General features: G+C 73.3%; 25 protein-coding genes and 1 tRNA gene. 10 read left to right on the plus strand and 16 right to left on the minus strand.

The features are described 5' to 3' along the window. Positions 1-90 precede the first annotated feature (90 nt). The 3 genes from ACFVHK_RS08275 to ACFVHK_RS08285 are packed head-to-tail and all read left to right on the plus strand — an operon-like array spanning position 91 to position 3,901. Positions 91-1,467 (plus strand): flavin monoamine oxidase family protein, encoded by a 1,377-nt coding sequence (locus ACFVHK_RS08275; protein ID WP_376928397.1) that lies wholly within the window; start codon positions 91-93, stop codon positions 1,465-1,467. Continuing rightward, a complete protein-coding gene (locus tag ACFVHK_RS08280) occupies positions 1,464-2,339 on the plus strand; it encodes a universal stress protein (protein WP_376928398.1) in 876 nt (291 codons plus the stop codon). Before ACFVHK_RS08275 ends, ACFVHK_RS08280 begins: the two co-directional genes overlap by 4 nt. 11 nt (positions 2,340-2,350) lie before the next feature. After that, the gene (locus ACFVHK_RS08285) at positions 2,351-3,901 is read left to right on the plus strand and encodes an APC family permease (protein WP_129235402.1); all 1,551 of its coding nucleotides are present in this window, start codon (positions 2,351-2,353) and stop codon (positions 3,899-3,901) included. 100 nt (positions 3,902-4,001) lie between these two features. Here the strand turns inward: ACFVHK_RS08285 and ACFVHK_RS08290 are convergent, their stop codons facing one another. The 4 genes from ACFVHK_RS08290 to ACFVHK_RS08305 all read right to left on the minus strand — a co-directional run bounded on the left by ACFVHK_RS08290 (position 4,002) and on the right by ACFVHK_RS08305 (position 8,006). Further along, on the minus strand, positions 4,002-4,655 hold the full coding sequence (locus ACFVHK_RS08290; RefSeq protein ID WP_376928399.1) for an SRPBCC family protein: 654 nt from the start codon (positions 4,653-4,655) through the stop codon (positions 4,002-4,004). A 1-nt stretch (position 4,656) separates the two neighbouring features. Then, positions 4,657-5,019, minus strand: a complete 363-nt coding sequence (locus tag ACFVHK_RS08295) for an ArsR/SmtB family transcription factor (protein WP_376928400.1) — start codon at positions 5,017-5,019, stop codon at positions 4,657-4,659. Between the two features lie 66 nt (positions 5,020-5,085). After that, positions 5,086-6,756 (minus strand): amidohydrolase, encoded by a 1,671-nt coding sequence (locus ACFVHK_RS08300; RefSeq protein WP_376928401.1) that lies wholly within the window; start codon positions 6,754-6,756, stop codon positions 5,086-5,088. Then, positions 6,753-8,006: an MFS transporter gene (locus ACFVHK_RS08305; RefSeq protein WP_376928402.1), complete on the minus strand. Its 1,254-nt coding sequence runs from the start codon at positions 8,004-8,006 to the stop codon at positions 6,753-6,755. The genes ACFVHK_RS08300 and ACFVHK_RS08305 overlap by 4 nt, the downstream gene beginning before the upstream one ends. A gap of 183 nt (positions 8,007-8,189) precedes the next feature. Between ACFVHK_RS08305 and ACFVHK_RS08310 the strand changes: the two genes are divergently transcribed. The 5 genes from ACFVHK_RS08310 (at position 8,190) to ACFVHK_RS08330 (ending at position 11,637) form a co-directional block, all read left to right on the plus strand. Then, complete coding sequence (locus ACFVHK_RS08310; protein WP_376928403.1) at positions 8,190-8,807, plus strand: TetR/AcrR family transcriptional regulator; 618 nt, start codon at positions 8,190-8,192, stop codon at positions 8,805-8,807. Positions 8,808-8,893: 86 nt separating this feature from the next. Then, complete coding sequence (locus tag ACFVHK_RS08315) at positions 8,894-9,466, plus strand: DUF937 domain-containing protein (protein ID WP_376928404.1); 573 nt, start codon at positions 8,894-8,896, stop codon at positions 9,464-9,466. Positions 9,467-9,531: 65 nt separating this feature from the next. Further along, positions 9,532-9,978 (plus strand): FAS1-like dehydratase domain-containing protein, encoded by a 447-nt coding sequence (locus ACFVHK_RS08320; RefSeq protein ID WP_129235620.1) that lies wholly within the window; start codon positions 9,532-9,534, stop codon positions 9,976-9,978. Beyond that, entirely contained in the window at positions 9,978-10,415 is a 438-nt protein-coding gene (locus ACFVHK_RS08325; RefSeq protein ID WP_376928405.1) for a MaoC family dehydratase, read from the plus strand. The genes ACFVHK_RS08320 and ACFVHK_RS08325 overlap by 1 nt, the downstream gene beginning before the upstream one ends. A 1-nt stretch (position 10,416) precedes the next feature. Next, entirely contained in the window at positions 10,417-11,637 is a 1,221-nt protein-coding gene (locus ACFVHK_RS08330; RefSeq protein ID WP_376928406.1) for a UDP-N-acetylmuramate dehydrogenase, read from the plus strand. Between the two features lie 42 nt (positions 11,638-11,679). Here ACFVHK_RS08330 and ACFVHK_RS08335 read toward each other — a convergent pair whose 3' ends face one another. The 10 genes from ACFVHK_RS08335 to ACFVHK_RS08380 all read right to left on the minus strand — a co-directional run bounded on the left by ACFVHK_RS08335 (position 11,680) and on the right by ACFVHK_RS08380 (position 21,283). Then, a complete protein-coding gene (locus ACFVHK_RS08335) occupies positions 11,680-12,645 on the minus strand; it encodes a diacylglycerol/lipid kinase family protein (RefSeq protein ID WP_376928407.1) in 966 nt (321 codons plus the stop codon). Between the two features lie 187 nt (positions 12,646-12,832). Next, entirely contained in the window at positions 12,833-13,483 is a 651-nt protein-coding gene (locus ACFVHK_RS08340) for a response regulator (RefSeq protein WP_376928408.1), read from the minus strand. Beyond that, the gene (locus tag ACFVHK_RS08345) at positions 13,480-14,679 is read right to left on the minus strand and encodes a sensor histidine kinase (RefSeq protein ID WP_376928409.1); all 1,200 of its coding nucleotides are present in this window, start codon (positions 14,677-14,679) and stop codon (positions 13,480-13,482) included. The genes ACFVHK_RS08340 and ACFVHK_RS08345 overlap by 4 nt, the downstream gene beginning before the upstream one ends. Positions 14,680-14,718: 39 nt before the next feature. Beyond that, a complete protein-coding gene (locus ACFVHK_RS08350; protein WP_129235460.1) occupies positions 14,719-15,582 on the minus strand; it encodes an ABC transporter permease in 864 nt (287 codons plus the stop codon). Then, positions 15,579-16,478: an ABC transporter ATP-binding protein gene (locus ACFVHK_RS08355; RefSeq protein WP_376928410.1), complete on the minus strand. Its 900-nt coding sequence runs from the start codon at positions 16,476-16,478 to the stop codon at positions 15,579-15,581. The genes ACFVHK_RS08350 and ACFVHK_RS08355 overlap by 4 nt, the downstream gene beginning before the upstream one ends. Positions 16,479-16,562: 84 nt before the next feature. Continuing rightward, positions 16,563-17,786: an RNA polymerase sigma factor gene (locus ACFVHK_RS08360; RefSeq protein WP_376928411.1), complete on the minus strand. Its 1,224-nt coding sequence runs from the start codon at positions 17,784-17,786 to the stop codon at positions 16,563-16,565. Between the two features lie 134 nt (positions 17,787-17,920). Next, the gene (locus ACFVHK_RS08365) at positions 17,921-18,760 is read right to left on the minus strand and encodes a YciI family protein (RefSeq protein WP_376928412.1); all 840 of its coding nucleotides are present in this window, start codon (positions 18,758-18,760) and stop codon (positions 17,921-17,923) included. Positions 18,761-18,890: 130 nt separating this feature from the next. Further along, positions 18,891-19,208, minus strand: coding sequence for a thioredoxin family protein (locus ACFVHK_RS08370; protein ID WP_129235730.1), 318 nt, complete (start codon positions 19,206-19,208; stop codon positions 18,891-18,893). A gap of 37 nt (positions 19,209-19,245) precedes the next feature. Further along, entirely contained in the window at positions 19,246-20,250 is a 1,005-nt protein-coding gene (locus ACFVHK_RS08375) for an isopenicillin N synthase family dioxygenase (protein ID WP_376928413.1), read from the minus strand. A gap of 325 nt (positions 20,251-20,575) precedes the next feature. After that, entirely contained in the window at positions 20,576-21,283 is a 708-nt protein-coding gene (locus tag ACFVHK_RS08380; RefSeq protein WP_376928414.1) for a LysE/ArgO family amino acid transporter, read from the minus strand. A 70-nt stretch (positions 21,284-21,353) separates the two neighbouring features. On the opposite strand from ACFVHK_RS08380, the gene ACFVHK_RS08385 reads away from it, so the two are divergent. Beyond that, positions 21,354-22,352: a LysR family transcriptional regulator ArgP gene (locus ACFVHK_RS08385; protein ID WP_376928415.1), complete on the plus strand. Its 999-nt coding sequence runs from the start codon at positions 21,354-21,356 to the stop codon at positions 22,350-22,352. Here the strand turns inward: ACFVHK_RS08385 and dgt are convergent. Beyond that, entirely contained in the window at positions 22,256-23,767 is a 1,512-nt protein-coding gene (dgt, locus tag ACFVHK_RS08390) for a dGTP triphosphohydrolase (RefSeq protein ID WP_376928416.1), read from the minus strand. The genes ACFVHK_RS08385 and dgt overlap by 97 nt on opposite strands. 14 nt (positions 23,768-23,781) lie before the next feature. Next, on the minus strand, positions 23,782-24,999 hold the full coding sequence (locus tag ACFVHK_RS08395) for a pyridoxal phosphate-dependent aminotransferase (RefSeq protein WP_376928417.1): 1,218 nt from the start codon (positions 24,997-24,999) through the stop codon (positions 23,782-23,784). 469 nt (positions 25,000-25,468) lie between these two features. Here ACFVHK_RS08395 and ACFVHK_RS08400 point away from each other — a divergent pair. Further along, a tRNA-Trp gene (locus tag ACFVHK_RS08400) sits at positions 25,469-25,541 on the plus strand. The last annotated feature ends 21 nt before the right edge of the window (positions 25,542-25,562 follow it).

The raw sequence follows: 25,562 nt of genomic DNA on the forward strand, positions 1-25,562 counted from the left end.
CGCAGGTCCGCCGCGCGCCGCGGCATCCGTCCCACCCTCTCCGCTCCGCTCCGGAGCGCCGCAGCACCACGCACAGAAAGCACCTCCACCATGGAACGCATCGACACCGACGTCGTCATCGTCGGCGCAGGCGCCGCCGGCCTCACCGCCGCGACCGAGCTCGTGAAGGCCGGGCGCGACGTCGTCGTGCTCGAGGCGCGCGACCGCGTCGGCGGCCGGCTCTGGACCGGCGACGTCGACGGCGCCATGCTCGAGATCGGCGGCCAGTGGGTCTCGCCCGACCAGGACGCGCTCATCGAGACCCTCGACGAGCTCGGCCTCGAGACGTACGAGCGCTACCGCGAGGGACGGAACGTCTACATCGCCGAGGACGGCGAGCGGCGTCTCTTCGAGGGCGAGATCTTCCCGGTGCCCGCGCGCACCGAGGGCGAGATCGTCGGCCTCATCGAGAAGCTCGACCAGCTCGTCGCCGAGATCGATCCCGAGCAGCCGTGGGCGCACCCGCGCGCGAAGGAGCTCGACGAGATCTCGTTCGCCGAGTGGCTCGGGACGCAGACCGACGACGAGGAGGCGAAGCTCAATATCGGCATGTTCATTGCCGGCGCGATGCTCACCAAGCCGACCCACGCGTTCTCGGCGCTGCAGGCGCTGCTGATGGCGGCCTCCGCGGGCTCGTTCTCGAACCTCGTCGACGCCGACTTCATCCTCGACAAGCGCGTCGTCGGCGGCCTCCAGCAGGTGCCGCTGCTCCTCGCCGAGCGCCTCGGCGACGCCGTGAAGCTCGGGCAGCCGGTGCGCACCGTCCGATGGAACCCGGAGGCGCCCGAGGCCGGCGTCACGGTGATCAGCGACTCGCTCGAGGTGCACGCCTCGCAGGTCGTGCTCGCGCTCGCGCCGATCCTGTACGACCGCATCTCGTACGAGCCGCCGCTGCCGCGCCTCCAGCACCAGATGCACCAGCACGTCTCGATGGGCTTCGTGATCAAGGTGCACGCCGTCTACGAGACGCCGTTCTGGCGGGAGCAGGGCCTGTCGGGCACGGCGTTCAGCCCGTACGAGCTCTCGCACGAGGCCTACGACAACACCAACCACGGCGACACCCGCGGCACGCTCGTCGGCTTCGTGTCCGACGAGGCCGCCGACGAGGTGTTCCGGCTGAGCGCGGAGGAGCGCAGGGAGCGCATCCTCGAGTCGCTCTCGCACTACTACGGCGAGCAGGCCAAGCACCCGGTCGTCTACTACGAGTCCGACTGGGGCTCGGAGGAGTGGACGCGCGGGGCGTACGCCGCGAGCTTCGACATGGGCGGCCTCGCGCGCTACGGCGCCGACCTGCGCACGCCGGTCGGTCCGATCCGCTTCGCCTGCTCCGACATGGCGGGCAAGGGGTACCAGCACGTCGACGGCGCCATCCGCATGGGGCGCGTCGTCGCCGCGCAGGCGCTCGAGGCGATCGAGGCCCGGGCATGACCGCGTCGGGCATCCTCGTCGGCTACACGGCCAACGCCGCCGGCGCCGACGCGCTCGCCGTCGCGAGCCGGCTCGCGGCGGCGGCCGGCGCGCCGCTCGAGGTCGTCATGGTCCTGCCGTCCGAGGCGGGCAACTCCAGCGTCCCGGCCGACGCGGGCTACGAGCGGTACCTCCGCGCGCAGTCCCGCGAGTGGCTCGAGCAGGCGTCCGAGCACCTGGGGGCGGATGTCGCCTCGAAGCTGCACCTGCGCTACGCCGAATCGTTCGCCGAGGGCCTGATCGACGCCGCGCACGAGTTCGACGCGCGACTCATCGTCATCGGCACGGCCCGCGGCGGCCTCCTCGGCCGGTCGCGCATCGGGTCCGTCGCGAACGAGCTGCTGCACTCCTCCGACGTGCCGGTGCTGCTCGCGCCGTCCGGCTCGCGCGAACTGCCCGCCTCGCAGGGGATCACGCGCATCACCGCGGCGGTCGGCACGCGCCCGGGGGCCGACGCGCTCCTCGAGTCGGCGATCCGACTCGCACGTGCGACGGGCGCGCCGCTGCGCCTGCTCTCGCTCGTGCCCATCGACCTTCCCGCCGGCCTCGACGCCGACCTCGCCGCGCTGACCAGCTCGGTGCACGCCGAGGAGGTGCTCGACGAGGCCCGCCAGGCACTGCCGGAGGGCATCGAGGCGACCGTCGAGACCGCGACGGGCGAGACCATCGAGGATGCCGTGCGCGCCCTCGACTGGCACCAGGGCGAGCTCGTGCTCGTCGGCTCGAGCCGCCTCGCGGCTCCGCGCCACCTCTTCCTGGGTTCGACCGCGGCGAAGATGCTGCGCGAGCTCCCGGCGCCCATGATCGTGGTGCCCCGCACCACCCTCACCTGAAAGACGCTGCAATGTCGCAACACTCCTCCAGTCCTGCCCCGCTGACCGAGGCGACCCGCGCGGTCGACTCGAACGAGCACGGCATCACCAAGAAGGGCCTCTCGGCCGGATCGGTCGGCCTGATCGGCGCGATCGTCATCGGAATCTCGTGCATCGCGCCCGCGTACACGCTGACCGCCGCGCTCGGGCCGACCGTGTCCGAGGTGGGCACGCAGGTCCCCGCGATCATCCTGCTCGGGTTCATCCCGATGCTGCTCGTGGCCTTCGGCTACCGTGAGCTCAACCGCCGCATGCCCGACTCGGGCACCTCGTTCACGTGGGCGACGCGGGCCTTCGGCCCGTGGATCGGGTGGATGGCCGGCTGGGGCCTCGTCGCGGCGACGATCCTGGTGCTCTCCAACCTCGCGGGCATCGCGGTCGACTTCCTGTTCCTCGCGATCTCGCAGATCGTGGGCAACCCCGAGATCGCCGGGATCGCCGCGAACCCGTTCGTCAACGTGGTCGTGTGCCTCCTGTTCATGCTCGGCGCGACGATGATCTCGTACCGCGACATGCGCACCACGCAGAAGCTGCAGTACTGGCTCGTCGGGTTCCAGGTGATCGTGCTCGTGGTCTTCTCGGGCGCCGCCCTGATCGAGGTCGCGAACGGCAACGCGTTCGACGCGACGCCCATCGAGCTCAGCTGGTTCAACCCGTTCGCGGTGAGCGACTTCAGCGCGCTCGCGGCAGGGCTGTCGCTGTCGATCTTCATCTTCTGGGGCTGGGACGTCACGCTCACGATGAACGAGGAGACCAAGGGCTCCGAGCGGACGCCCGGTCGTGCGGCGACGCTCTCGGTGCTCATCATCGTCTCGCTGTACCTGCTCATCTCGGTCTCGCTCATCTCGTTCGCGGGCGTCGGCGACGGCGAGTACGGCCTCGGCAACCCCGACATCCAGGACAACGTGTTCTTCGCGCTCGCCGGCCCGGTGCTCGGCCCGCTCGCGATCCTCGTGTCGCTCGCGGTGCTCACCTCGAGCGCGTCGAGCCTGCAGTCCACGTTCGTGTCGCCCGCGCGAACGCTGCTCGCCATGGGCCACTACGGCGCCCTGCCCGAGAAGTTCGCGCGCGTGAGCCCCCGCTTCTTCACGCCCGGGTACGCGACGATCGTGTCGGCGGTCGTGGCATCCGTCTTCTACGCGGTCATGCGGTTCGTGAGCGAGAACGTCCTGTGGGACACGATCACCGCGCTCGGCATGATGATCTGCTTCTACTACGGCATCACGGCGTTCGCGGCGGTGTGGTTCTTCCGGAAGACCTGGTTCCGCTCGGTGCGCGAGTTCTTCTTCACCCTGCTGTTCCCGCTCGTGGGTGGCGTCATCCTGTCGGTGCTCTTCGTGACGACGCTCGTCGACAGCATGGACCCGGACTACGGCAGCGGGTCGAACATCGGCGGCGTCGGCCTCGTGTTCATCCTCGGCATGGTCGTGCTGCTCACGGGCGTCGTGATCATGATCTGGCAGGCGATCAAGCGCCCGGCGTTCTTCCGCGGCGAGGTGCTCTCGCGGGCGTCCGCCGACTGAGCTCGTGCGGGCCGGCGTCTCCTCACCGTGCCGGCCCGCACGTGAACGCGAACCGCCCCGCCGGCGACACCCGGCGGGGCGGTTCGGCGTACGGCCTCGGCTACTCGGGCATCGGCGCGGGAGCCGCGCCCGTGTACATGCCGTATACGAGGTCGGCCGCGGCGGCGGCGGTCGCCGGGTCGGCGCCGGCCGCGACATCCGCCTCGGCCCATCGGTCGGCGCTGAGCCGCATGAACGCCACGCCCTCGTCGGTCTGCGACCACTCGGCGGAGTCGTCGGGCCGGATCTCGCGCGTGGTGAAGTGCAGCCCGAGGCCGAGCAGTGCGCCGTCCCAGCCGATGCCGGTGGGGGAGGGGCCCATCTGCGCCCACATCTCGTCGGTGACGTCGGCGGCGCGTGCGACGTGCTCGAGCTCGAAGCGCGTGTGCTCCGCGTCGACCTCGGTGAGCCGGACGGTGATCCAGGTCGTGCCGCCGCCGTACTCCCACGTCGCGCTGAACGAGTTGGGCGCGTCGCACGCGGTGATCGTGCCGCCGGCGTTCCCCTCGAGCTGGTAGCTGCCGCCGAGGCGCAGGTCACCCGCCACGGGCAGGAACCAGCGCGGGATCCGCTCGGCCGTGGTGAGGGCGTTCCACACGTCGTCGATGGGCGAGGGATACACCTGCGCGAGCGTCTGCACGCGCATGCGCTCGCCGTCTCGTTCCTCGGTGCCGACGGTGCGGTCGACCGCGTCGATCTGTGCTCGGATGTCCATGTCACTGCTCCTGGTCGGGTGGTCGGGTCGCCGCCGCGATGCGGCGCTGCCTCCGTCCGCGGGCGAGCTCGGTGCCGAGGGCGTCGAGTCGGGGCGTCCAGAACCGCTCGAACGGCGTGAACCACTGCGCCGCCTCGGCGAGCGGTTCGGGATCGAGCGTGTACAGGCGCCTCGTGCCCTCCGCGCGCACGGTCGCGAACCCGGCTTCTCGCAGCACGCGGAGGTGCTGCGAGACCCCGGGCTGGCTGATGCCGAACTCGGCGTGGACGATGCGCCCGACGTCGCCTGCGGCAAGCTCGCCGTCGGCGAGCAGCTCGAGGATCCGGCGTCGGACCGGGTCCCCGAGGATGTCGAGCGCGTGCATGCGTCCATTCTTCGCTCGTCACTTATATAAGTCAAGAGCGAATGAATGGGTGTCGGCGCGGGCCCGTCAGGCGACGGCGCGCGCCGCCTCGCGCTCGTCCGCGGCGGCCTCGACCTCGTACACCGTGCCGCCCGCGACGACCGTGCGGATGACGCGTGCCTCGAGGAGCGCGTCGTCCCCGAGCTCAAACGGGTCGCGGTCGACCACCGCGAAGTCCGCCGCGAGTCCCGGTGCGATCCGGCCGCGCGCGTCCTCCTCGCGGCACGAGAACGCGGCGTCGCGCGTCGCATGACGCACCGCGTCGGCGAGCGGGACGGCGTACTCCGGGTGGTTCGCGGGGAACGAGGGGTCGAGCGCCGAGCGCCGGGTCGCCGCCACGTACAGGTTGGGCAGCGCCTCGTGCGGCGCCGTCGGCGCGTCCGTCGAGAACGCCAGGACGGCGCCCGCGTCGGTGATCTCGGTCCACGGGAAGCCGCGGTCGGCGCGCTCGTCGCCGAGCATCGCGGCCCAGTTCGCCCAGATCGCGGGATCGGCGTGCACGGGCTGCATCGACGCGACGACGCCGAGGCGCGCGAGCCGCGCGACATCCGCCCGGTCGACGTACTCGAGGTGCTCGATGCGATGCCGACGGTCGCGCTCGCCGTTGACCTCGTGCGCGTGCTCCAGCGCGTCGAGGGCGATGCCGCTCGCGGCGTCGCCGATGGCGTGCATCGCGACCTGCAGGCCCGCGGCATCCGCGGCCGCGACCACGGGCTCGAGCGCGTCCAGGGGCCAGATCGGCTCGGCGTTCGAGCCGTCGACGTACGGATGCCGCATCGCGGCCGTGCACGCATCGATCACGCCGTCGAGCACGAGCTTGATCCCCGCGATGCGGAGCCACGGCGCGTCGACCTCGCTCGCGAGCTCGACGGCCCGCGCGACCTGGGCGAGGTTCGCGTCGGCATCGCCGGTGTTCGCCACGAACCAGTGCGCGACGACGCGGACGGGCAGCGTGCCGCCGCGACGGTCGGCGGCGCGACGGAACGCGGCGAGCCCGAGCTCGTCGAAGGCCATGTCGACGACGCCCGTGACGCCCGTCGCGAGGTACGCGGCGATCGTGCGCTCGACGGCGGCGTCGCGGTCGGCGTCGGTCGCCTGCTCGGCGAGGTGCTCCCAGGCGTACTGCTGCGCGGCGGTCTCGTAGAGCATGCCGTTCGGCTCGCCCGTGGCGTCGCGCCCGATGCGCCCGCCGATCGGGTCGGGCGTGTCGCGCGTGATGCCGAGCTCCACGAGCGCCGCCGAGTTCACCCAGCACGAGTGGTAGTCGTTCGCGTCGAGGTAGACGGGCACGTCGGGCAGTGCCGCGTCGAGCATCGCCGAGGTGGGCGCCCCGCCCGGCACGGAGTCGAACAGCCAGCCGCGGCCGAGCACGCGGGGCGCGTCGGGGTCGGCGGCGCGGGCCGCGACGAGGCGCGACCGGATCTCGTCGAGCGTGCGGGCGTCGGTGAGGCCCACGCGGCCGAGCGCCTCGCCCATCATGACGAGGTGCGTGTGCGCGTCGACGACGCCCGGCAGCACGAGTCGCCCGTCGAGGTCGACGACCTCGGCGCCGTCGGAACCGGCGGGGCCTGCGGCGGCCCGCACCTCCTCCTCCGAGCCGACGGCCACGATGCTCGTGCCGTCCACGGCGATCGCCTCGGCCCACTCGGGCTCGTCGGCCGTGAAGACCCGCGCGTTCACGTACACGGTGCGGCTCATGCGCGGACCTCCTCTGCGTCGGCCGGCGCCGCCGGCCGCCGGGCCGCGGCATCCGTCGCCTCGGCGGCCTGGGCTGCGCGCGAGAACCGTGCCACGAGGACGACCGGAGTGATCAGTGCGAAGCTCGCGACGCCGAGCACGATGCCGAAGCCCGCGAACCCGAGCGCCTCGACGAGCGCGGCGCCGATGACCGGGGTGAGTGCCGAGCCGACGAGGTAGACCGCGAGCAGCGGTCCCGACCAGCGTCCGTCGGCGTCGAGCGCGGCGGCCGTCGCGACGAAGTAGAGGAACGCGACGGCGTAGACGGTGTTCCAGGCGATGAACACGACGATGAACGCCGTCGGGTCGGTGACGGTCGACTCGATCATCTTGAGCACGCCGCCCGTGGCGAGCAGGATCGCGAGCGGCAGGGCTCGACCGAACCGGTCCCCGACGACGGTGACGAGGATGGCGCCGAGGATGCCGCCGGCGGTGGCGCCGCTCAGCGCGAGGCCGAGGCCCTCGGGGGTGAGTGCGGCCTGCTCGGCGCCCATGACCCCGGCCATGGCCCAGAGCGAGTCCTCGCTCACGGCCCAGAGGGCGAAGCAGGCGAGCAGTGCGAGTCCGGCGATCGTCACGCGGCGCGAGCCCGTCGAGACCCCGGTGACGGATGCCGCGGGCGCGCCGGTCGCGGCCGGGCCGATGATCGGCGCCGCGGGCAGCCATGCCGTGGTGGCGAGCATCGCGACCGAGAACACGGCGAGCACGCCGAACACGCTGGCCGGTGCGAGGCCGATCATCGGCACGATGGCGAGGATCACGGTGATCACGGCGCGGTTGGCGAGCCCGTTGACGCCGGCCACCCGCTCCGGGTTGATGAACGCGGCGAGGGCCGCGCCCGAGGAGGCGACCGCGCCGCCGGCACCGATGCCGCCCGCGATGAGTCCGGCGACGACGGCGGCGGGTGCCGGGACGAACGCGGCGATGCCGAACCCGGCTGCGGCGACCGCGAGCCCGATGCGCGCGACGGCGAGGCGCCGCGGGCCGGCGCAGAGCCGGGCGACGGCCAGGCCGGTGATCGCGGTGGCGAGGAGCGTCGCGGTGACGATCCAGCTGGCGGTGAGGACGTCGGCGCCGAGTGCCGTCTGGAGTGCGGCGATCATGTACGGCGAGAGGTTCACGCCGAGGTAGCCGGCGATGCCGATGCCGAAGGTCGCGACGGCGCCGGGAAGGCGGAGTGGGACGCGAGCAGTGGGAACGTGGTCGGTCACGGGAGGTCTCCTGTCGGGGAGTGCACGTCGTCGTGCAAGAGGGAGGTTCGCGGTTCGCCCGGTGCGGCATCCGCTCTAACGAATGGTGTTCGTTTATTATCCACGCCGACCCGCCGGATGGGAAGGGGTGATTCGGAAACCGTCAGGACGCCGCCCTAGGCTGGGCGCGACGAGGAGGTGCGCATGCCGAGGCCGAAGGTGCCGCTCCTCTCCGCCGATCGCATCGCCGACGCGGCGCTGGAACTCGTCGATTCCGGCCGGCCGTTCGGCGTCAACGCCCTCGCCCGGGCGCTCGGCGTCACGCCGTCCTCGCTCTACAACCACGTCCGCGGGCGCGACGAGATCATCGAGCTCATCCGCGGCCGCATCGCGGGGCAGTACCTGGCCGACCTGCCCGAGGGGACGTGGGACGAGGTCGTCGCCACGACCCTGCGCAGGCAGCGGCGCATGTACGCCGACCACCCCAACGCCATCCCGCTCATCGTCGGCAAGACCATCACCGACCCGCTCGTCATCGCGAGCTACGACAACCTCGCCACCGCGCTCCTCCACGCCGGATTCCCCGATGACGAGGTCCTCACCGTCGTCGCGATCCTCGACTCCTTCGCGCTCGGGTTCGGCCTCGACCTCGCGTCGCCCGACGACATCTGGCAGCCGCAGGGGCCGACCGAGACGCTCGGGCGACTGCTCGCCGGCGCGGAGCGCGGCGCCGCGCGCTCCGACCGGGCCTTCGAGGAGGGGCTCGAACTCCTCCTCGACTCGCTGCGGCTCCGGCTCTCGCGGCTGCGCGAGACCGACTGACGCGACGCCGGGGTTCCCCGCGCCGCGCGCGGCGGCTAGCGTGAGCGGGGGCGCCCGGGGAGGGCGCACAGGGGGAAGGACGGGCCGTGGCCTCGTACGACGACATCATCGCCAACATCCCGATCGCCGACCTCGCCTCGCGGCTCGGCGTCGACGAGGCGACCGCCCGCGCGGCGGTCGACCAGGCGCTGCCCGCGCTCCTCGGCGGCATGGGGGCCAACGCACAGGATGCCGCGGGCGCGGCCTCGCTCGAACGGGCCGTGCAGCACCATCCGCCGCAGCTGTTCGAGGGCGGCGTGGACCTCGACGAGGTCGACGAGGGAGACGGCGAGAGGATCGTGCACAACGTCTTCGGCGCGAACACCGACCAGGTCGTGAACAAGCTCGGGTCGACGGAGGGGAAGGCCGATCCGGGACTCATCCAGAAGCTGCTCCCGATCCTCGCGCCGATCGTGCTGAGCTTCCTCGCCGGGCAGTTCTCGAAGCGTCAGCAGGGCGGGGCGACGGCCGCCCCGACCGGCGCTGGGGGCGGCATCGGCGACCTGCTCGGCGGATTGCTGGGCGGTGCCGGGGGTGGCGGCGCCTCCGGCGGCTCGGCCGGTGCGCTCGGCGGGCTGGGCGACCTGCTCGGCGGCCTGCTCGGCGGCGGCAAGCGCTGAGGCCGCGCTGACGCTGCGCTGAGGCCGCGCGGAGCGGCGCCGAGCGCCCTGCGTAGACTGGCACGGTGCCAGTGAACCCCGAGCTGCAGGGGCGCGAGTTCGCGCCGACCGCGCCGTACCTCGTCGGCCGCGAGAAGGTGCGCGAATTCGCGCGCGCCGTGTTCGCGGCCAACCCGATCAACCACGACGTCGACGCCGCGCGCGCCGCGGGCCACGCCGACATCGTCGCGCCGCCGACCTTCGCGGTCGTCGTGCAGGAGCACACGCTCGCGCAGCTGCTCGCCGAGCCCGACGCGGGCATCGACTTCACCCGCGTGGTCCACGGCGACCAGCGGTTCACGTCGACGCGGCCGATCGTCGCGGGCGACGAGCTCACCGCGACGCTCACGGTGTCGAGCGTCAAGACCCTCGGCGCGCACTCGATGGTCACCGCCGAGTCCGTGATCACCGACGCGGAGGGCGCGCACGTCGTGACCGCGATCTCCACCCTCGTCGTGCGAGGAGACGACTGATGACCGAGACCGTCGCGGCCCCCGACTTCGATGCGCTCGCCGTCGGCGACGTGGTCGCCGAGCGCGAGTTCCACCTGACGCGCGACTCGCTCGTCCGCTACGCGGGCGCATCGGGCGACTTCAACCCGATCCACTACCGCGACGACGTCGCCGCGTCGGTCGGCCTCCCCGGCGTGCTCGCGCACGGCATGCTCACGATGGGCCTCGCCGTGCAGCCCGTCGTCGACTGGGCGGGCGACCCGGGTCGCGTCGCCGACTACCAGGTGCGCTTCACCCGGCCCGTCGTCGTCGACCCCGAGGCCGGGGCGGATGTCTCCGTCACGGCGAAGGTCGGCCAGCTCGACGCCGAGGCGCGCGCCGTGCGCGTCGACCTCACCGTGACCTTCGAGGGCGCGACCGTGCTGGGCAAGGCTCAGGTGCGCGTGGTGCTCGCCTGACATGAGCGAGCCGGGCACCACCGAGGGAACCGTCGAGCAGCACGGCGTGCCGTTCTCCGACCTCACGACGCTCCGCGTCGGAGGGCCGATCGATCGACTCGTCACGGCGACCCTGCAGCGCGAGCTCGTCGACCTCGTCCGCGAGGCCGACGCGTCGGGCGGGCGGTGGATGGTCGTCGGCGGCGGCTCCAACCTGCTCGTCGGCGACGACGGGTTCGCGGGCACCGTGATCCGGATCGCGACGAAGGGCATCGAGGTGCTCCCCGGCGCCGGGCCCGGAAGCGTGCACCTGCGCGTGCAGGCCGGCGAGGTCTGGGACGAGCTCGTCGCCTTCACGGTCGAGCGCGGCTTCTCCGGGCTCGAGGCGCTCAGCGGCATCCCCGGCTCGGTCGGCGCGGCGCCCGTGCAGAACATCGGCGCCTACGGCCAGGAGCTCTCCGACGTGCTCATCGGCATCGAGTTCCTCGACGAGGGCGCCGAACGCCCGCGCCGCATGTCGGCCGACGAGCTCGAGCTCGGCTACCGCACCTCGGTGCTGAAGCAGGGGCTCGCCGGGGTCGTCGTCTCGATCGAGATCGCCCTGCACGACACGACCGCCGAGCGCGAGGTGCTCGGCCAGGCGCTCGGCACTCCCGTCGCGTACGCCCAGCTCGCTGGCGCGCTCGGCGTGCAGCTCGGCGACCGCGTGCCCGTCGCCGACGTCCGCGACGCGGTGCTCGCGCTCCGGTCGGGCAAGGGCATGGTGCTCGACCCCGACGACCCCGACTCGGTGAGCGCAGGCTCGTTCTTCACCAACCCGATCGTCTCGGAGCGCGTCGCGCGCACGCTTCCCGGCGACGCCCCGCGGTGGTACCTCGAGCCGGACGAGCCCGACGAGGTCGTGCCGCTCGCCGAGCTCGAGGCCCAGTCGCCGCTCGACGCGTTCCTCGCGCACCAGGCCGAGGTCGAGGCCGCCGAGGCGCACGCGCACGCCGACCCGGGCGAACCGCTCGTGAAGCTCTCGGCGGCGTGGCTCATCGAGCACAGCGGCATCCGCCGCGGGTTCGCCCTGCCGGGGTCGCGCGCGGCGATCTCGTCGAAGCACACGCTGGCGGTGACGAACCGGGGCGGAGCGAGCGCCGAGGAGCTCGCCCAGCTCGCGCGGTTCGTGCAGGGGCGCGTCCAGGCCGAGTTCGGGATCGTGCTGCACCCCGAACCCATGCTCGTCGGCGTCGATCTCTAGGCCGCGGGCCCGGCGCCCGCCCAGTGCCGCAGCGCCGGAGCGTCAGCGCGCGGCCTCCTCCCCGGACCTTGTCGCCGACGGCCGGTAGACGTCGACCGCGCCCGGCATCACCCGGATCCGCGTGCGGTACCCCGGTGCCGACAGGTCGGCGGTGGCCGCGGCCGGCGCCTCGAGCGCGACCTCGCCGTCGTGCACGAACCCGGGCGGCCGTCCGCTCCTGGGCCGCACGTCGACCGTCAGGTCTGCGGTCGCGAACGCCTCGACCCGCTCGGGCACGAGTCGAAGGGCTCGAAGCACGGCGGCCGTCCGCTGGCCGAACGCGAGCGCCGCGATCGCGCCGGTCCGCGAACCGCGGTGCAGGACGCGCACGTCGAGCAGGCCGTCGTCGAGTTCGCGCCGTTGCAGCGGCGCATGGATGCCCCGGTCGTTGCGCCCGACCCCGACGAAGAGCGCCCAGACCTCGGCGCGGCGGCCCCCGATCACGACCGCCACCGGCTCCGACCGCCGCAGCACCCGTTCCGCGGCGAAGATCCCGGCGAGCCACTTCCCGAGCCGCGGCCGCACGCGCTCGCGCAGCGCGATGACGTCGGGATAGACGCCGACCGACGCGGAGTTCATGACCGTGATCGGCGCGGCGTCGCCGAACGCGAGCTCGGCGACGTCCGCCCGCACGCCCTGGCCCGCCTGCAGGGCGTCGACCGCGTCGTCGACGGACGCCAGGCCCACCGTGCGCGCGAAGTGGTTGAACGTGCCGCCCGGAACGACGAGGAGCGGCACCCCGGCGGCGCGGGCCGCGTGCGCGACCGCGCCGACCGATCCGTCGCCGCCGCAGACGCCGACGATGCGCGGCGGCGCCGGCCGGGCGAGGGCGTCGGCGACGACCGCGGCCGGATCCTCGCCAGGGTCGAGGAAGCGCAGTTCGGCGCGCGGGAGACGGGTGCGCAGCACGGTCGCGGGGTCGGAGCGAACGACGCTGGTCCCCGCCGAGCGGTTCAGGACGATGAACACGCCGTCACCGTCGGGCGACGCGGCGAGCCGGCGATCACGGCCGGGCGCCGGGAGGCGGGGACGCGGGACGCGCCATGCGCGAGCGGTGCGCCCTGCGTTCGGTGTCGTTCGACCGGATCCCACCGGCTCAGCGTACGGGTCCCGAGACGCCGTCGGGCGCGACCGCGCCCCGCGGCGCGCGACCCGGTCAGAGCAGCCCGAGCTCCATCGCCCGTGTGACCGCCCGCGTGCGATCGCTCACCTCGAGCTTCTCGAACACGTGGATGAGGTGCGTCTTCACGGTCGCCTCGCCGATGTGCAGCATCCGACCGATCTCGGGGTTGGAGCGGCCGTCGGCGACCAGCCGGAGCACGTCGAGCTCGCGCGGCGACAGCGTCGGCGCGGGGTCGGCCGCGGCCGTCGCCCCCGTGCGCACGCGTGCGACGAGCTTCGCCGCGATCGACGGGGCGAGCACGGTCTCGCCGGCGGCGACCGAGCGGATGCCGGCGAGGATCTCCTCCTGCGGTGCGGCCTTCAGCAGGTACCCGCTCGCACCCGCCTCGATCGCGGCGAGGATGTGGTCGTCGGTCTCGTACGTCGTGAGCACCAGCACCCGGGTGCCGGTCCCGCCGACGGATGCCACGATGCGTTCCGTCGCGGCGGCGCCGTCGAGCACGGGCATCCGCAGGTCCATGAGCACCAGGTCGGGCTGCAGCTCGGTCGCGAGCGCGACCGCCTCCCCGCCGTCGACGGCCTCGCCGACCACCTCGATGCCGGGCTCGGAATCGAGCAGCCCGACGATGCCGGCGCGGACGATGGGATGGTCGTCGGCGACCACGACCCGGATCGGCTCGCTCATGCGTCGGCTCCCGCCGTCGCGTCGCGTCGTTCCTCGGCTCGGCGCGAGGGGACGACCACCCGCAGCACGGTCCCGCCGTCGCGGCCGGCGCCGAACTCGAGTCGCCCGCCCACGAGCGAGACCCGATCGCGCATGCCGACGAGCCCGAAGCCGCCGTCGCCGGGCACGGCGTCGCCGGGTCCGACGCCGTCGTCGCGGACCGCGAGCACGATCTCGGGCGGCACGCCCGCCGTGGTGACCACGATCTCGGCCACGTTCGCGCGCGCGTGCTTGCGGACGTTCGCGAGCGCCTCCTGCGCGCAGCGCAGCAGCACGACCTCGAGCTCGCGGTCGAGCCCCGCGGCATCCGTCGTCACCGACACGCGCACGCCGGTCTCGCGTTCGAACGTCGCCGCGAGTCGCCGCAGCGCCTCGCCCAGGCCGCCGTCGGATTCGATCGGCGCGAGCGACGCGACGAGCCCGCGCGCCTCGGTGAGCGCCTCCCGGGCCATCTGCTCCATGAGCTCGACGTCGCCCCGAGCGGATGCCGCGGCCTCGCCGTCCACTCCGGCGAGCCGCCGCTCGGTGCGCTGGGCGACCATCACCATCCCGGTGAGGCTCTGCGCGATCGTGTCGTGGATCTCGCGGGCGAGCCGCGCCCGCTCGTCGGCCACGCCCGCGTCGCGGTGCATGGCGGCGAGCTGGCCCTGCGCCGCCTGCAGCTCCTCGAGCAGGCGAGCGCGCTCCTCGCCGAACTGCGCGATGCGCGTGATCCAGAGGCCGAGCGCGATGCTGAAGCCGACCGAGAGCGCGGCGATCGCGGAACCGGTGACGAGGCCCGCGGGCCCCGACCGAGCTGCGTAGCCGAACACGATCGCGACGGCGATGGCGAGGTTCGCGATGATCGCACTGCGCGTCGACGGCGAGGTCGACCAGACGAACGGGTAGAGGAACGCCTGCAGGATCGCGAACGACGGCTCGATCGCGGTGCCGACCGCGAGGAGCACCGCGTACGTGATCGAGACCGCCAGGTGCGTGCGGGTCGTCGCGACCGGCACGCACCGTCGGCCCCACGCCAGGTGGACCAGGAGGAACGCCCCCGCGACCGCCCACACGCCGACGTCGTCGGCGCCGAACGGCGGGTCGAGCAGGGAGACCGCGGCGATCACGACCGCGACCGCGACCGCCGCGGCATCCCACCACCGCACGTTCTGCATGGACTCAGGCTCCCACAGGGTGCTCGCGTCGCGCAGCACTCACGCGTCGCGCCGGATCCAGCGGAAGGTGAGGCGGCTGAGGACCAGGCCGATGACGAGCCAGGCGAGCAGCGCGACCGCGACCCAGCCGAGATCCCACGCACCGTTCTGCTCGAGCACCGCGAAGTCCTCGGGCAGGAACACGGCGCGCATGCCCTGCGCCATCCACTTGAGCGGGAAGAGGCTCGCGACGTTCTGCATCCACTCGGGCAGTTGGTAGAACTGCAGGTAGACGCCCGAGATGAACTGGAGCACGAGCAGGATCGGGATCACGACCGCCGCAGCGGACTTGCCCGAGCGCGGCACCGAGGAGAGCGCGATGCCGAGCAGGGCCGAGGTGCCCACGCCGAGCACGAACACCCAGGCGAAGGTCGCCCACTTCTCGGGTTCGGTGGGCAGCGCGATGCCGAACAGCGTGGCCGCGGCGACGAGGAGCAGCGCCGCCTGCAGCACGCCGGTCACGAAGACCTGCCCGATCTTCCCGATGAAGTACGACACCGGCGACAGCGGCGTGCCGCCGAGGCGCTTCAGGGTGCCGTCGGACTTCTCGATCGCGATGTCGATCGCGAGGTTCTGCACGCCGGAGAGCAGCATGCCGGCGGCCAGGAGGCCCGGCAGGTAGTACGCGCCGACCGAGACGCCCTCCATGCCGGGAGCCGGCTGGATGTCTCCCGCCGAGCTGAACGCGGCGGTGAAGATGCCGAGCATGATGAACGGGAAGAGGAAGGTGAAGAACACCGCGTCGGGGGAGCGGAAGTAGCTCCGGACCTCGTAGCCGATGCGGGAGCCGCCGAGCGCGAGACGCCCGGGGCGGCGGGTGCCGGCGGCGGTGCCGGCCACGGTGGTCAGGTCGGTGGTGCTCATGCGAGAGCCTCCTCGGTGTCGATGATCTCCGCACCGGAGGCGCGGACCAGGTCCAGGTAGATGTCCTCGAGGCTCGGTCGGATGACCTCGAGGTCGGCGGGCTCGCCGCCGCAGTCTCGGGCGACGGAGGCCACGAACTCGGCCGGGCGCTCGGTGCGCGACTCGCGCCGAGTGCCGTCGGGGTCGGTCCAGCGGACGATGGGCACCCGCGCCTCGGCACCGCCGAGCTCGTGCACGCGGCCGACGTCGACGAGCTTCCCGCCGATGATGATGCCCGCCCGGTCCCCGAGCTGCTCGGCCTCGTCGAGGTAGTGGGTCGTGAGCAGGATGGTCGTGCCATCGCGCTTCAGCGACCGGATCAGGTCCCAGAACTCGCGCCGGGCCTCGGGGTCGAACCCGGTCGTCGGCTCGTCGAGGAACAGCAGTTCGGGTTGTCCGATGATGCCGAGGGCGACGTCGAGGCGTCGCCGCTGACCGCCCGAGAGCTTCGCGACGCGCGTGCGCGCCTTCTCCTCGAGCCCGACCGCGGCGACCACCTCGTCGACGTCGCGTGGGCGCGGGTAGAGGCCCGCGAAGTGGGCGAGCTGCTCGCGCACGGTCATCGCGCCGCTCTCGGTCCCCGACTGCAGCACGATGCCGAGGCGCGACTTCCAGTCGAGGCCGCCCCGGGCGGGATCGACGCCGAGGACGCTGACCTCGCCCGCAGTGCGGAGGCGGTAGCCCTCGAGGATCTCGATCGTGGTCGACTTGCCCGCGCCGTTGGGGCCGAGCAGCGCGAACGTCTCGCCGTACGGGATGTCGAGGTCGATGCCGTCGACGGCGGCGACGCGGGCGTACTGCTTGCGGAGTCCGCGGATGCGCACGGCGGGCGCTTCGCGGGGGCTGCTGGTGTCCATGCCCTCGATGCTCCTCCTCGACGGGGCGAAGCGACAGCCGTGGAGCGGTCGATCTTCGCCTCCACCGATCGGTGGAGGGTGAGGTCATGGCTCGCGGAGCTCCGCGAGGCGGCGCTCGAGGAAGCGGCGCTCCGGCGCCGTGCGGGCGAGCGCGATCGCGTCGCGGTAGCGCGAGGCCGCGGCATCCGCCTCGCCCTGCCGGCGCAGCAGGTCGGCCTGGGCCGCCGGCAGGAGGTGGTAGCCGTCGAGCCGGCCGGATGCCTCGAGCAGGGCGAGATCGTCGAGGCCCGCCTGCGGCCCGAACGCCATGCCGCGTGCGATCGCGCGGTTGAGCGTCACGAAGGGCGAGTCGGCGAACATCGCCAGTGCGTCGTAGCGGGCGACGATCGCGAGCCAGTCCGTCTCGTCGGCGGTGCGCGCCTGCGCGTGGACCGCCTGGATCTCGGCCTGCAGGCGGTACGGCCCGGCGGGGGCGGGACCTGCGCCCCCCGCCGGGGTCGCGGTCGCGAGCAGCGCGAGGCCCTCGCGGATCTCGGCGGCGTCCCACGTCGCGCGATCCTGTTCGGGCAGCGGCACGAGGTCGCCGTCGGCGTCGATGCGCGCCGCGGAGCGCGCGTGCTGGAGCAGCATGAGCGCGAGCAGCGCCTGCGCCTCGTCGGCGTCGGGCAGCAGCCCCACGAGGAGCCGGGCGAGCCGGATGGCCTCGGCGGCGAGGTCGAGGCGCTGGAGGTCGTCGCCGTGCGAGGCGAGGTAGCCCTCGTTGGCGATCAGGTAGAGCACCGCCAGCACCCCGTCGAGGCGCTCGGGGAGCAGGTCGGCGGTCGGCACGCGGTACGGGATGCCGGCGTTCCGGATCTTGCGCTTCGCGCGCGAGATGCGCTGCCCCATGGTCGCCTCGGGCACGTGGAACGCGCGCGCGATCTCACCGGTGTCGAGGCCGCCGACCGCGCGGAGCGTCAGCGCGACGCGCGACTCCATGGGGAGCGAGGGGTGCGCGCACGTGAACACGAGGCGCAGCCGGTCGTCCCAGGCGGGCCCGTCGTCGGCGACGACGTCCGCCGGGTCGGGCGGGCCGTCGGCACCCCCGGAGGCCTCCTGCATCGCGATCCACTCCCTGACCTTGTCCGCCTCGACGCCGCGCCGACGCAGCCGATCGAGCGCGAGGTTGCGGGCCGCGGTCGTGAGCCACGCACCCGGGTTCCGCGGCACGCCGTCGCGCGGCCAGGTCAGCGCCGCGCGTTCGAACGCGCCCGCCGCGGCCTCCTCGGCGACGTCCCAGTCGCCCGTGACGCGGATCAGCGTCGCCACCACGCGCGCCCAGTCGGACCGGTACGCGTCGCGCAGGCCCGCGGAGACCCCGGGCGCGAGCGGGTCGGCCCCACCCGCGCCCGGCAGCGTCGGGCGGTCGTCGCCCGCGTGGCCCGCGTCGCCTGCCCGATCCGTCAGCGCGCGACCCCCGCGAGTGCATCGGCCGCGGCCGGCTCGAGTCGGAGGTCGCGCTCCGAGGCCTCTCGTTCGGCCCGGGCGACGTGGTCCTCGTGCACGTCGAACGGCCACAGCGGCCGGAGCTCGATCGCCCCGCCGCGCGCCATCGGATGCTTCGACGCGACCTCGATCGCCTCGGCGAGTCCGCCCTGCACCTCGATGAGGTCGAAGCCCGCGACCCACTCCTTCGCCTCGGCGAAGCCGCCGTCGGTCACGAGGACCTCGCCGTGACGACGGCGCACGAACGTGGCATCCGCCGGCGGGCGCAGCACCTCGCCGAAGAGCCGCACGCCGCGGCCGTCCATCTCGCCGACCCACGCCTCGGGACCGTCGTCCTCGGCCGAGCCGCCATCGGCCGCGGCGCGCTCGCCGCCGGGCTCGACGACGACGAGCATGAGGTACCGGCGCCCCTGCGCAGGTCGCTCGGCGAACCCGGCCGGCACGATGCGCGCGTCGGGGTCGGCGTCGGGCCACCGCACGAACGGGCGGATCTCGACGCGCCCGAACGAGGCCACGGGATGCCTCGACGCGATCTCGATCGCCTCGTCGAGGTCGCGCGCGTCGATGACGTCGAAACCCCCGATCGACTCCTTCGACTCGCTGAACGGCCCGTCGGCCACGAGCAGCTCGCCACCGCGCACGCGCACGGTCGTGGCATCCTGCTCGGGGCGCAGCCGTTCGCCGTACTCCGAGACGCCGCGCGCCTCGACGTCGTCCACCCACTCGCCCACGTTGTCGTCGGCGGGCACGTAGGGGAGCGCGTCGGCGCCCTCGGCGTAGAACAGTGCGTACTCCATGGCGGAATCCCTTCTCTCGGTCACGCTACGCACGTACGACGAACGGCGGAACCCGTGTTCGACACGGTGAGTGTCCGATTCCGGCGGGTCCGTTGCTGCACCACCGACATCGATCGGACACACGCGTGGCTCAGGCCCGCGAACGAGCGTGGTCGCGGAGGCGCTCGACCACCTGCTCGAGCGTCGGCAGGCCGGCGGGCCCGTCGGGCGTGGCGAAGACGCGGCAGGCGAGCTCGGTCACCGGCACCTCGGTCGGGAACAGGTCGTCGCCGTCGACGCTGATCGTCGGCGAGCCGGCGAACGCGGTGCCGGCGGCCTGTTCGGGCGACTCGATCAGGCGCGCGGAGACCGGCTCGGAACGCCCCAGGACCTCGAGCGCGTCCTGCACCAGGCGACCGGCGCCGCGCCAGTTGGGGCAGTCGTCGATGTGCAGGACCTCGATGCGCATCTCCCCATCATCCCGCGGTGCGGCGTCGCGCGGGCGGTCAGACCCCGACGAGCAGGCGCGGGTGCTGCGCCTCGACCACGTTCGGGTGCGCGCGCAGTCGGCTCTTCAGCCAGTTCTCGCCGAAGACCGCGTGCAGCGGGTTCGCCGGGTCGTCGGTGACGCCGGGCGCCTCGGCGGCGAGGGCCGGGGGCAGCTCGATCGTCGGGATCGTCGCGTCGAGCGAGGGACCGTGGAAGTAGGGGATCGAGATGCGCTCGGTGCCGGGCTCGGGCGAGACCACGCGGTGCAGCGTCGCCTTGAGGTAGCCGCCGGTGGCGATCTCGAGGAGCTCGCCGATGTTCACGACGAACGAGCCGGCCGGCGGGGTGACGTCGATCCACTGGCCGTCCTTCTCGACCTGGAGGCCGGCCTTGCCCTCCTCGACCGAGAGCAGCGTGAGCACGCCGAGGTCCTTGTGCGCGCCGACGCCCTGCGCCGGCTGCTCGGCCTCGACGCCCGGGTAGCGCACGACCTTCATGTACGGCGACGGCGTCGCGAACGCGGCATCGAACGCGTCGGACGGCGCGCCGAGCGCTTCGGCCCAGGCGCGGAGCAGTCGCGTGCCGACCTCGTCGAGGCGGGCGATCCACTCCTCGGCGACCTCGCGCAGCTCGGGCAGCGACTCGGGCCAGAGGTTCGGGCCCTGCAGGACCCAGTAGTCCGAGGTGTCCGGTCCGACGGGCACCGCGGGCCGCTCGGCGCCGATGTCGACCTGCTCCCGGATGTCGACGCGGCCGAGCGTGCGCTCGCCGCCCATGCGCGTGTAGCCGCGGAAGTGCGGGCTCTTCACGTTCTCGATGGCGAGCTTGTGCGACTCGGGCAGCGCGAAGAACGCGCGCGCGACCTCGTACGCGCGGTCGATGAGCTCGGCCGGCACGCCGTGGCCGACGAGCGAGAAGAAGCCGACCTCGTGGGTCGCGCGGCGCAGGTCGTCGCGGAAGGCCGCCTGCTGCTCGGGCGTGCCGTTCAGCAGGGAGAGGTCGAGGACGGGGATGCCGGACATGTGCTGGTCCTTTCGAGGGTGCCGGGAGGGTGGTGCGCCGACGATGCGGCCCCGGCATCCTTCGACGTCGGCCCGTGGCATCCGGTTCGGGTCCGGCCCCGGTGGTCGGGGGGCCTTCGAGACGGATGCCGCTGGGCTGACGCGGACGCGTCGGATGCGGCGTGAGCTGGGCTGCGGTCGGCGGCGCGTGAGGAATCGCGCCCTGGGATCGTCGGGGAGGACGATCGCCTAGCGGCGACAGCAGCGACAGGTGTGGGTGCTCACGATGGCGGACACGCTAGCACGGGTGGGGCCGTGATCCGCAATCCCCCGATCGGGAGGGAGGTCAGGCGGGGAGCACGAGCGAGACCGCGATCGCGAGCATCACGAGCGCGATGATCCCGTCGAGGACGCGCCAGGCGCGTGGGCTCGCGAGCAGGCCGCCGAGGAGTCGAGCGCCGTAGGCCAGGCCGAAGAACCAGGCGGCGCTCGCGATCGCGGCGCCGAGCGCGAACGTCCAGCGGGCGTCGCCGTGCGTGGCGCCGACGGAGCCGAGGAGCACGACCGTGTCGAGGTACACGTGGGGGTTCAGCCAGGTGAGCGCGAGGCACGTCAGCACGACGGGGAGCAGGGCGGTGCGGGCGGATGGCGTGGTGGCCGTCGTCAGGCTGCCGCCCGGGCGGGCCGGGCCGCCCGCGGTGGCGGCCGCGGGTGCGGTGCCGCCACGGGCTCCCACCTCGGCCTCCTCGACCACGAGCCCCTCGTCGGTGCCGCGCAGTGCGCGCCGGGCGGCGAGCACCGCGTACCCGAGGAGGAAGATCGCACCCGCCCACCGCGCGACGCCCACGAGCCACGGCATGGCCTGCAGCACCGCGCCCATGCCGCCGACGCCCGCGACGATGAGCAGCGCATCGGAGACGGCGCAGATCGCCGCGACGACGAACACGTGCTCGCGCCGGATGCCCTGGCGCAGCACGAACACGTTCTGGGCGCCGATCGCGACGATGAGGGAGAAGCCGAGGCCGAGGCCGGCGGCGAGCACGGAGAGGTCCACGTCCTCGAAGCTAGATCGAGGCAAGTCTGAAATCCAGCTCAGGATTCTTCATCGGCATTAGCATTCCTTCATGCAGATCCCGCTCGATCTCGCCCGGACGCTCGCGGCGGTCGTCGACCAGGGCACCTTCGAGTCGGCCGCCGCCGAGCTGCGCGTGACACCGTCGGCGGTGTCGCAACGCGTGAAGCAGCTCGAGCAGCGACTCGGTCGCGTGCTCGTCGTGCGCTCGAAGCCCGTCCGCCCCACCGAGGCGGGGGCCGCCGTGGTGCGCCTCGCTCGCCAGCTCGCGCTGCTCGAGCACGACGCGCTGGCCGCCTTCGGCGGCGACGACGCGGCATCCGCCCGCCCGACGACCGTGCCGCTCGCCGTGAACGCCGACTCGCTCGCCACTTGGTTCCTGCCCGCGCTCGCGCGCATCGCAGAGGACCACCCGGTCGTCTTCGACCTGCACCGGGACGACCAGGACTTCACTGCGGGCCTGCTCGAGTCCGGCGCCGTCATGGGCGCGGTGACCTCGCAGGCGACACCGGTCGCCGGATGCCTCGTCCGCCCGCTCGGCGTCATGCGGTACACGGCGGTCGCGACGCCGGCGTGGGTCGCCCGCTGGTGTCCCGGCGGAGCGGATGCCGCCTCGCTCGCCGCGGCGCCGCGCGTCGACTTCGACCGGCGCGACGACCTGCAGGGCGAGTACCTCCGGCTCGTCGGGGCGGATGCCGCGGACCCGCCGCGGCACTTCGTGCCCGCGTCGAACGACTTCGCGACCGCGATCAAGCTCGGACTCGGCTGGGGGCTCCTGCCGGGCTTCCAGGCCGACGACGAGCTCGCCGACGGGCGGCTCGTGGCGCTCGGCGGACCTCCCGTCGACGTGCCGCTGCACTGGCAGCAGTGGAACCTCGGGTCGCCCCTGCTCGACGCCATCGCCGACGGCCTGACGCGCGAGGCGCGACGCGCCCTCGAGCCGGCCGCCGCTGATCAGAGGTTCTGGCCGATGTCCCACAGCCGGTCGGGCCGGCCGTCGATCGCCTCGGAGACCGCGAGCGCCTGGTCGTCGGAGAGCGAGGCGACGTAGTCGACGACGCCGCGGCCCACGCCGAGCGCCCTGACCTCGGACGCATCCGGCACGGGCACGCCGGCGGGTCGCGTCGTGCGCAGCTGCGCGTACCCGTCCGTCGCGATCTCGACGAGCTCGCGGAGGCGCAGCGGCACCCGATCGCGGTCGTCCTCGTCGCGGAGCCATGCGGTGAGGCCCTTCACCGCGCGCGCGATCACGCGGCTGAGGCCGCGCTGGTACATCACGATGTCGGACCGGTCGAGGATGAAGTGCCGGTGCACGAACTTCAGGATCTCGACCTCGTGCCACGCACGCTCGTCGAGCGTCACGAGCCCGGCCCGGACGACGCCCTCGGGCGCCGGGACGACGGAGGACTGCAGGTGGTCGATCCACCGGTTCGTGAACGACGAGAGCGCCCGCTCGGCCGCGATCGAGCCGTCGAACGGGCTGGCGAGCAGGCCGTCGACGAGATCGTCGGCGACCACGCCGACCGCGGCGCGGAACGCCTCGTCGCCGGCGATCCACGGGTCGGAGGTGTGGAGCTTGCGGCGCAGCGCCTCGAGCGCGCTGCCCGGCGGCGCACTGCGCCGGGCGAGTTCCTCGTCGTCGAGGTCGCGCAGCTGCAGGCCCGACTCGATCCAGCCCCGGAACTCGCGCGCGACGGCGCCCTGCCCGAGCAGGCCGGCGCGGTGGAAGTCGTCGACGTCGTGGATCGAGTACGCGATGTCGTCGGCGATGTCCATGATCGAGCACTCGAGCGACTGCCGGAACGGCGGATGGCCGTCGCGCGCCTCGGACAGGTCGGCCGCGTCGATCCCGTACGCCGAGAACTTCAGCACCTCGACGCCGCGATCGGTGCGGCGGAACCCCCGCGGCAGCGGCCCGTCGCCGAGGACCGCGACGTCGACGTGGCGGGTCCAGGGGTACTTCGCCACGGCGCTCCGCACCGCGGCCGTGAGGTTGAGCCCACGCGGCGCGACCTCGCTCACGTCCAGCGTCGTGATGATCCGGTAGGTCTGCGCGTTGCCCTCGAACCCGTCGGGCAGGCCGAGCGTGTCGCGAGCGAGACGGTCGAGCACGCGTTCGCCGAGGTGCCCGAACGGCGGATGGCCGAGGTCGTGCGCGCTCGCCGCGGCCTGCACCACGACCGCGTCGCAGCCGTGCGCGAGCGCGAAGTCGCGCGTCGGCGACGTGGCATCCGTCATCTTCACCGAGATCGCACGCGCCACGGCCGTGACCTTGATCGAGTGCGTCAGCCGGTTGTGGATCAGCGGCCCCGCGCCCGGCTGGCCGATCACCTGGGTCACGGCCGAGAGCCGCGAGAAGTACGGCGAGAACCGGACCCGCTCGAGGTCGAGTCGGTACTGCGAGTGCTCGCCGACGACGTCCGCGCTGCTCCGGGGTTCGTGCGCGTGGCGCGCCGCGCGATCCATCGACGGGATCCCGGTCAGGAGAACAGCTCCTGCAGGCGCTGCACGCCCTCGAGGAGCGGTGCGTCGCCCAGCGCGTAGCTGAATCGGAGGAAGCCGCTCGGGCCGAACGCCTCGCCGGGGACCGCCGCGACCTCCGCGCGCTCGAGCATGAGGTCGGCGAGCTCGAGCGAGGTGGTCGGCGTCACGCCCGCCCACTCGCGGCCGAGCAGGCCCGAGACGTCGGGATAGACGTAGAAGGCGCCCTCGGGCACCGGGACCGACATCCCCTCGATCTTCGACAGCTCGGCGACGATGGTGCGCCGGCGCCGATCGAACGCCCGGCGCATCTCCTCCACGGGCTCCTGCGGGCCGGTCAGCGCCGCGATCGCGGCGCGCTGCGAGATGTTCGACACGTTCGACGTGAGGTGGGACTGCAGGTTGGCGGCGCCCTTCATGACGTCGGCGGGGCCGACCATCCAGCCGAGGCGCCATCCCGTCATCGCGTACGTCTTCGCGACGCCGTTGACGAGGATCGCCTGCTCGGCCAGGCCCGGCACGGCCTCGACGATCGAGATCGCGCGCGGGGGCACCGCCTCGGGGTCCTCCGCGTACGTGAGGTTCTGGTAGATCTCGTCGGTGACCACCCAGATGCCGTGCTCGAGCGCCCACTCGCCGATCGCGGCGACCTGCTCGGGCGGGTACACCGCACCGGTCGGATTCGACGGCGACACGAACAGCAGCGCGCGCGTGCGCTCGGTGCGCGCGGCCTCGAGCTGCTCGACCGTGACGAGGTAGCCCTGCTCCGAGCCGGCGAACACGTCGACCTGCCGGCCGCCGGCGAGCTTGATCGCCTCGGGGTAGGTGGTCCAGTAGGGCGTCGGGACGAGGACCTCGTCGCCCTCGTCGAGCAGCACCTGGAAGGCCTGGTAGACGGCCTGCTTGCCGCCGTTGGTGATCACGACCTGGTTCGCGCCGGCCTCGAGCCCGGAGTCGCGCCGGGTCTTCTCGGCGACGGCGGCGCGCAGGTCGGGCAGGCCGGCCGCCGGCGTGTACCGGTGGTTGCGCGGGTCGCGGACCGCCTCGAGCGCGGCCTCGACGATGTGCGGCGGCGTCGGGAAGTCGGGTTCGCCCGCCGCGTAGGAGATCACGGGCCGTCCCTCGGCCTGGAGGGCCTTGGCCTTGGCATCGACCTTGAGGGTCGCGGACTCGGCGATGGCGGAGATGCGGGCGGAGAGACGGCGCTGATCGGTCACGCCCCAAGCCTACGGCGCGGGCCCGCGCGCGTCAGCGGGGTAGCGGATGCTCGCGGACGCGCGTCCGGACGGATCGTCCGGATGCCGCCGATCGTCCGGCCCGGTGGCCGCGGTTCGACCGCGGCGCCCCAAGGCGACGCACGGAAGGGACGCCGCGGCGGTGTTCCCCCGAGCCGCGGCGTCCGGCGCCTGCCCCCACAGGCGCGCTCCCCGAAACCTGTCTGCACCCGCCGGAGCGGTTGCACCTGCCACGATACGCCGGTCCCGCGCGGAACGCTCGGGACGTACGTCCCGTGTCCTCCGGGTGCCGTTCGGCCACGGTTTGGCGCACCTTCCCGCGTCGCATACACTTGGTGAGGTTGTTGAAGTCAGCCAAGATCGAACGCGCCTTCGCAGCGGGTGAATCGCCCGTCGCGAACGCAGGTCGAGGCGGCTTCGACCCGAGGTGATCCGGTCAGACGGATCGCTTAGGGCGGTGGCTCAATTGGTAGAGCAGCGGTCTCCAAAACCGCAGGTTGCAGGTTCGAGTCCTGTCCGCCCTGCGAGCCGGCCGGCGAAGGCCG

This window comes from Agromyces binzhouensis (assembly GCF_042672355.1).
Lineage (GTDB): Bacteria > Actinomycetota > Actinomycetes > Actinomycetales > Microbacteriaceae > Agromyces > Agromyces binzhouensis.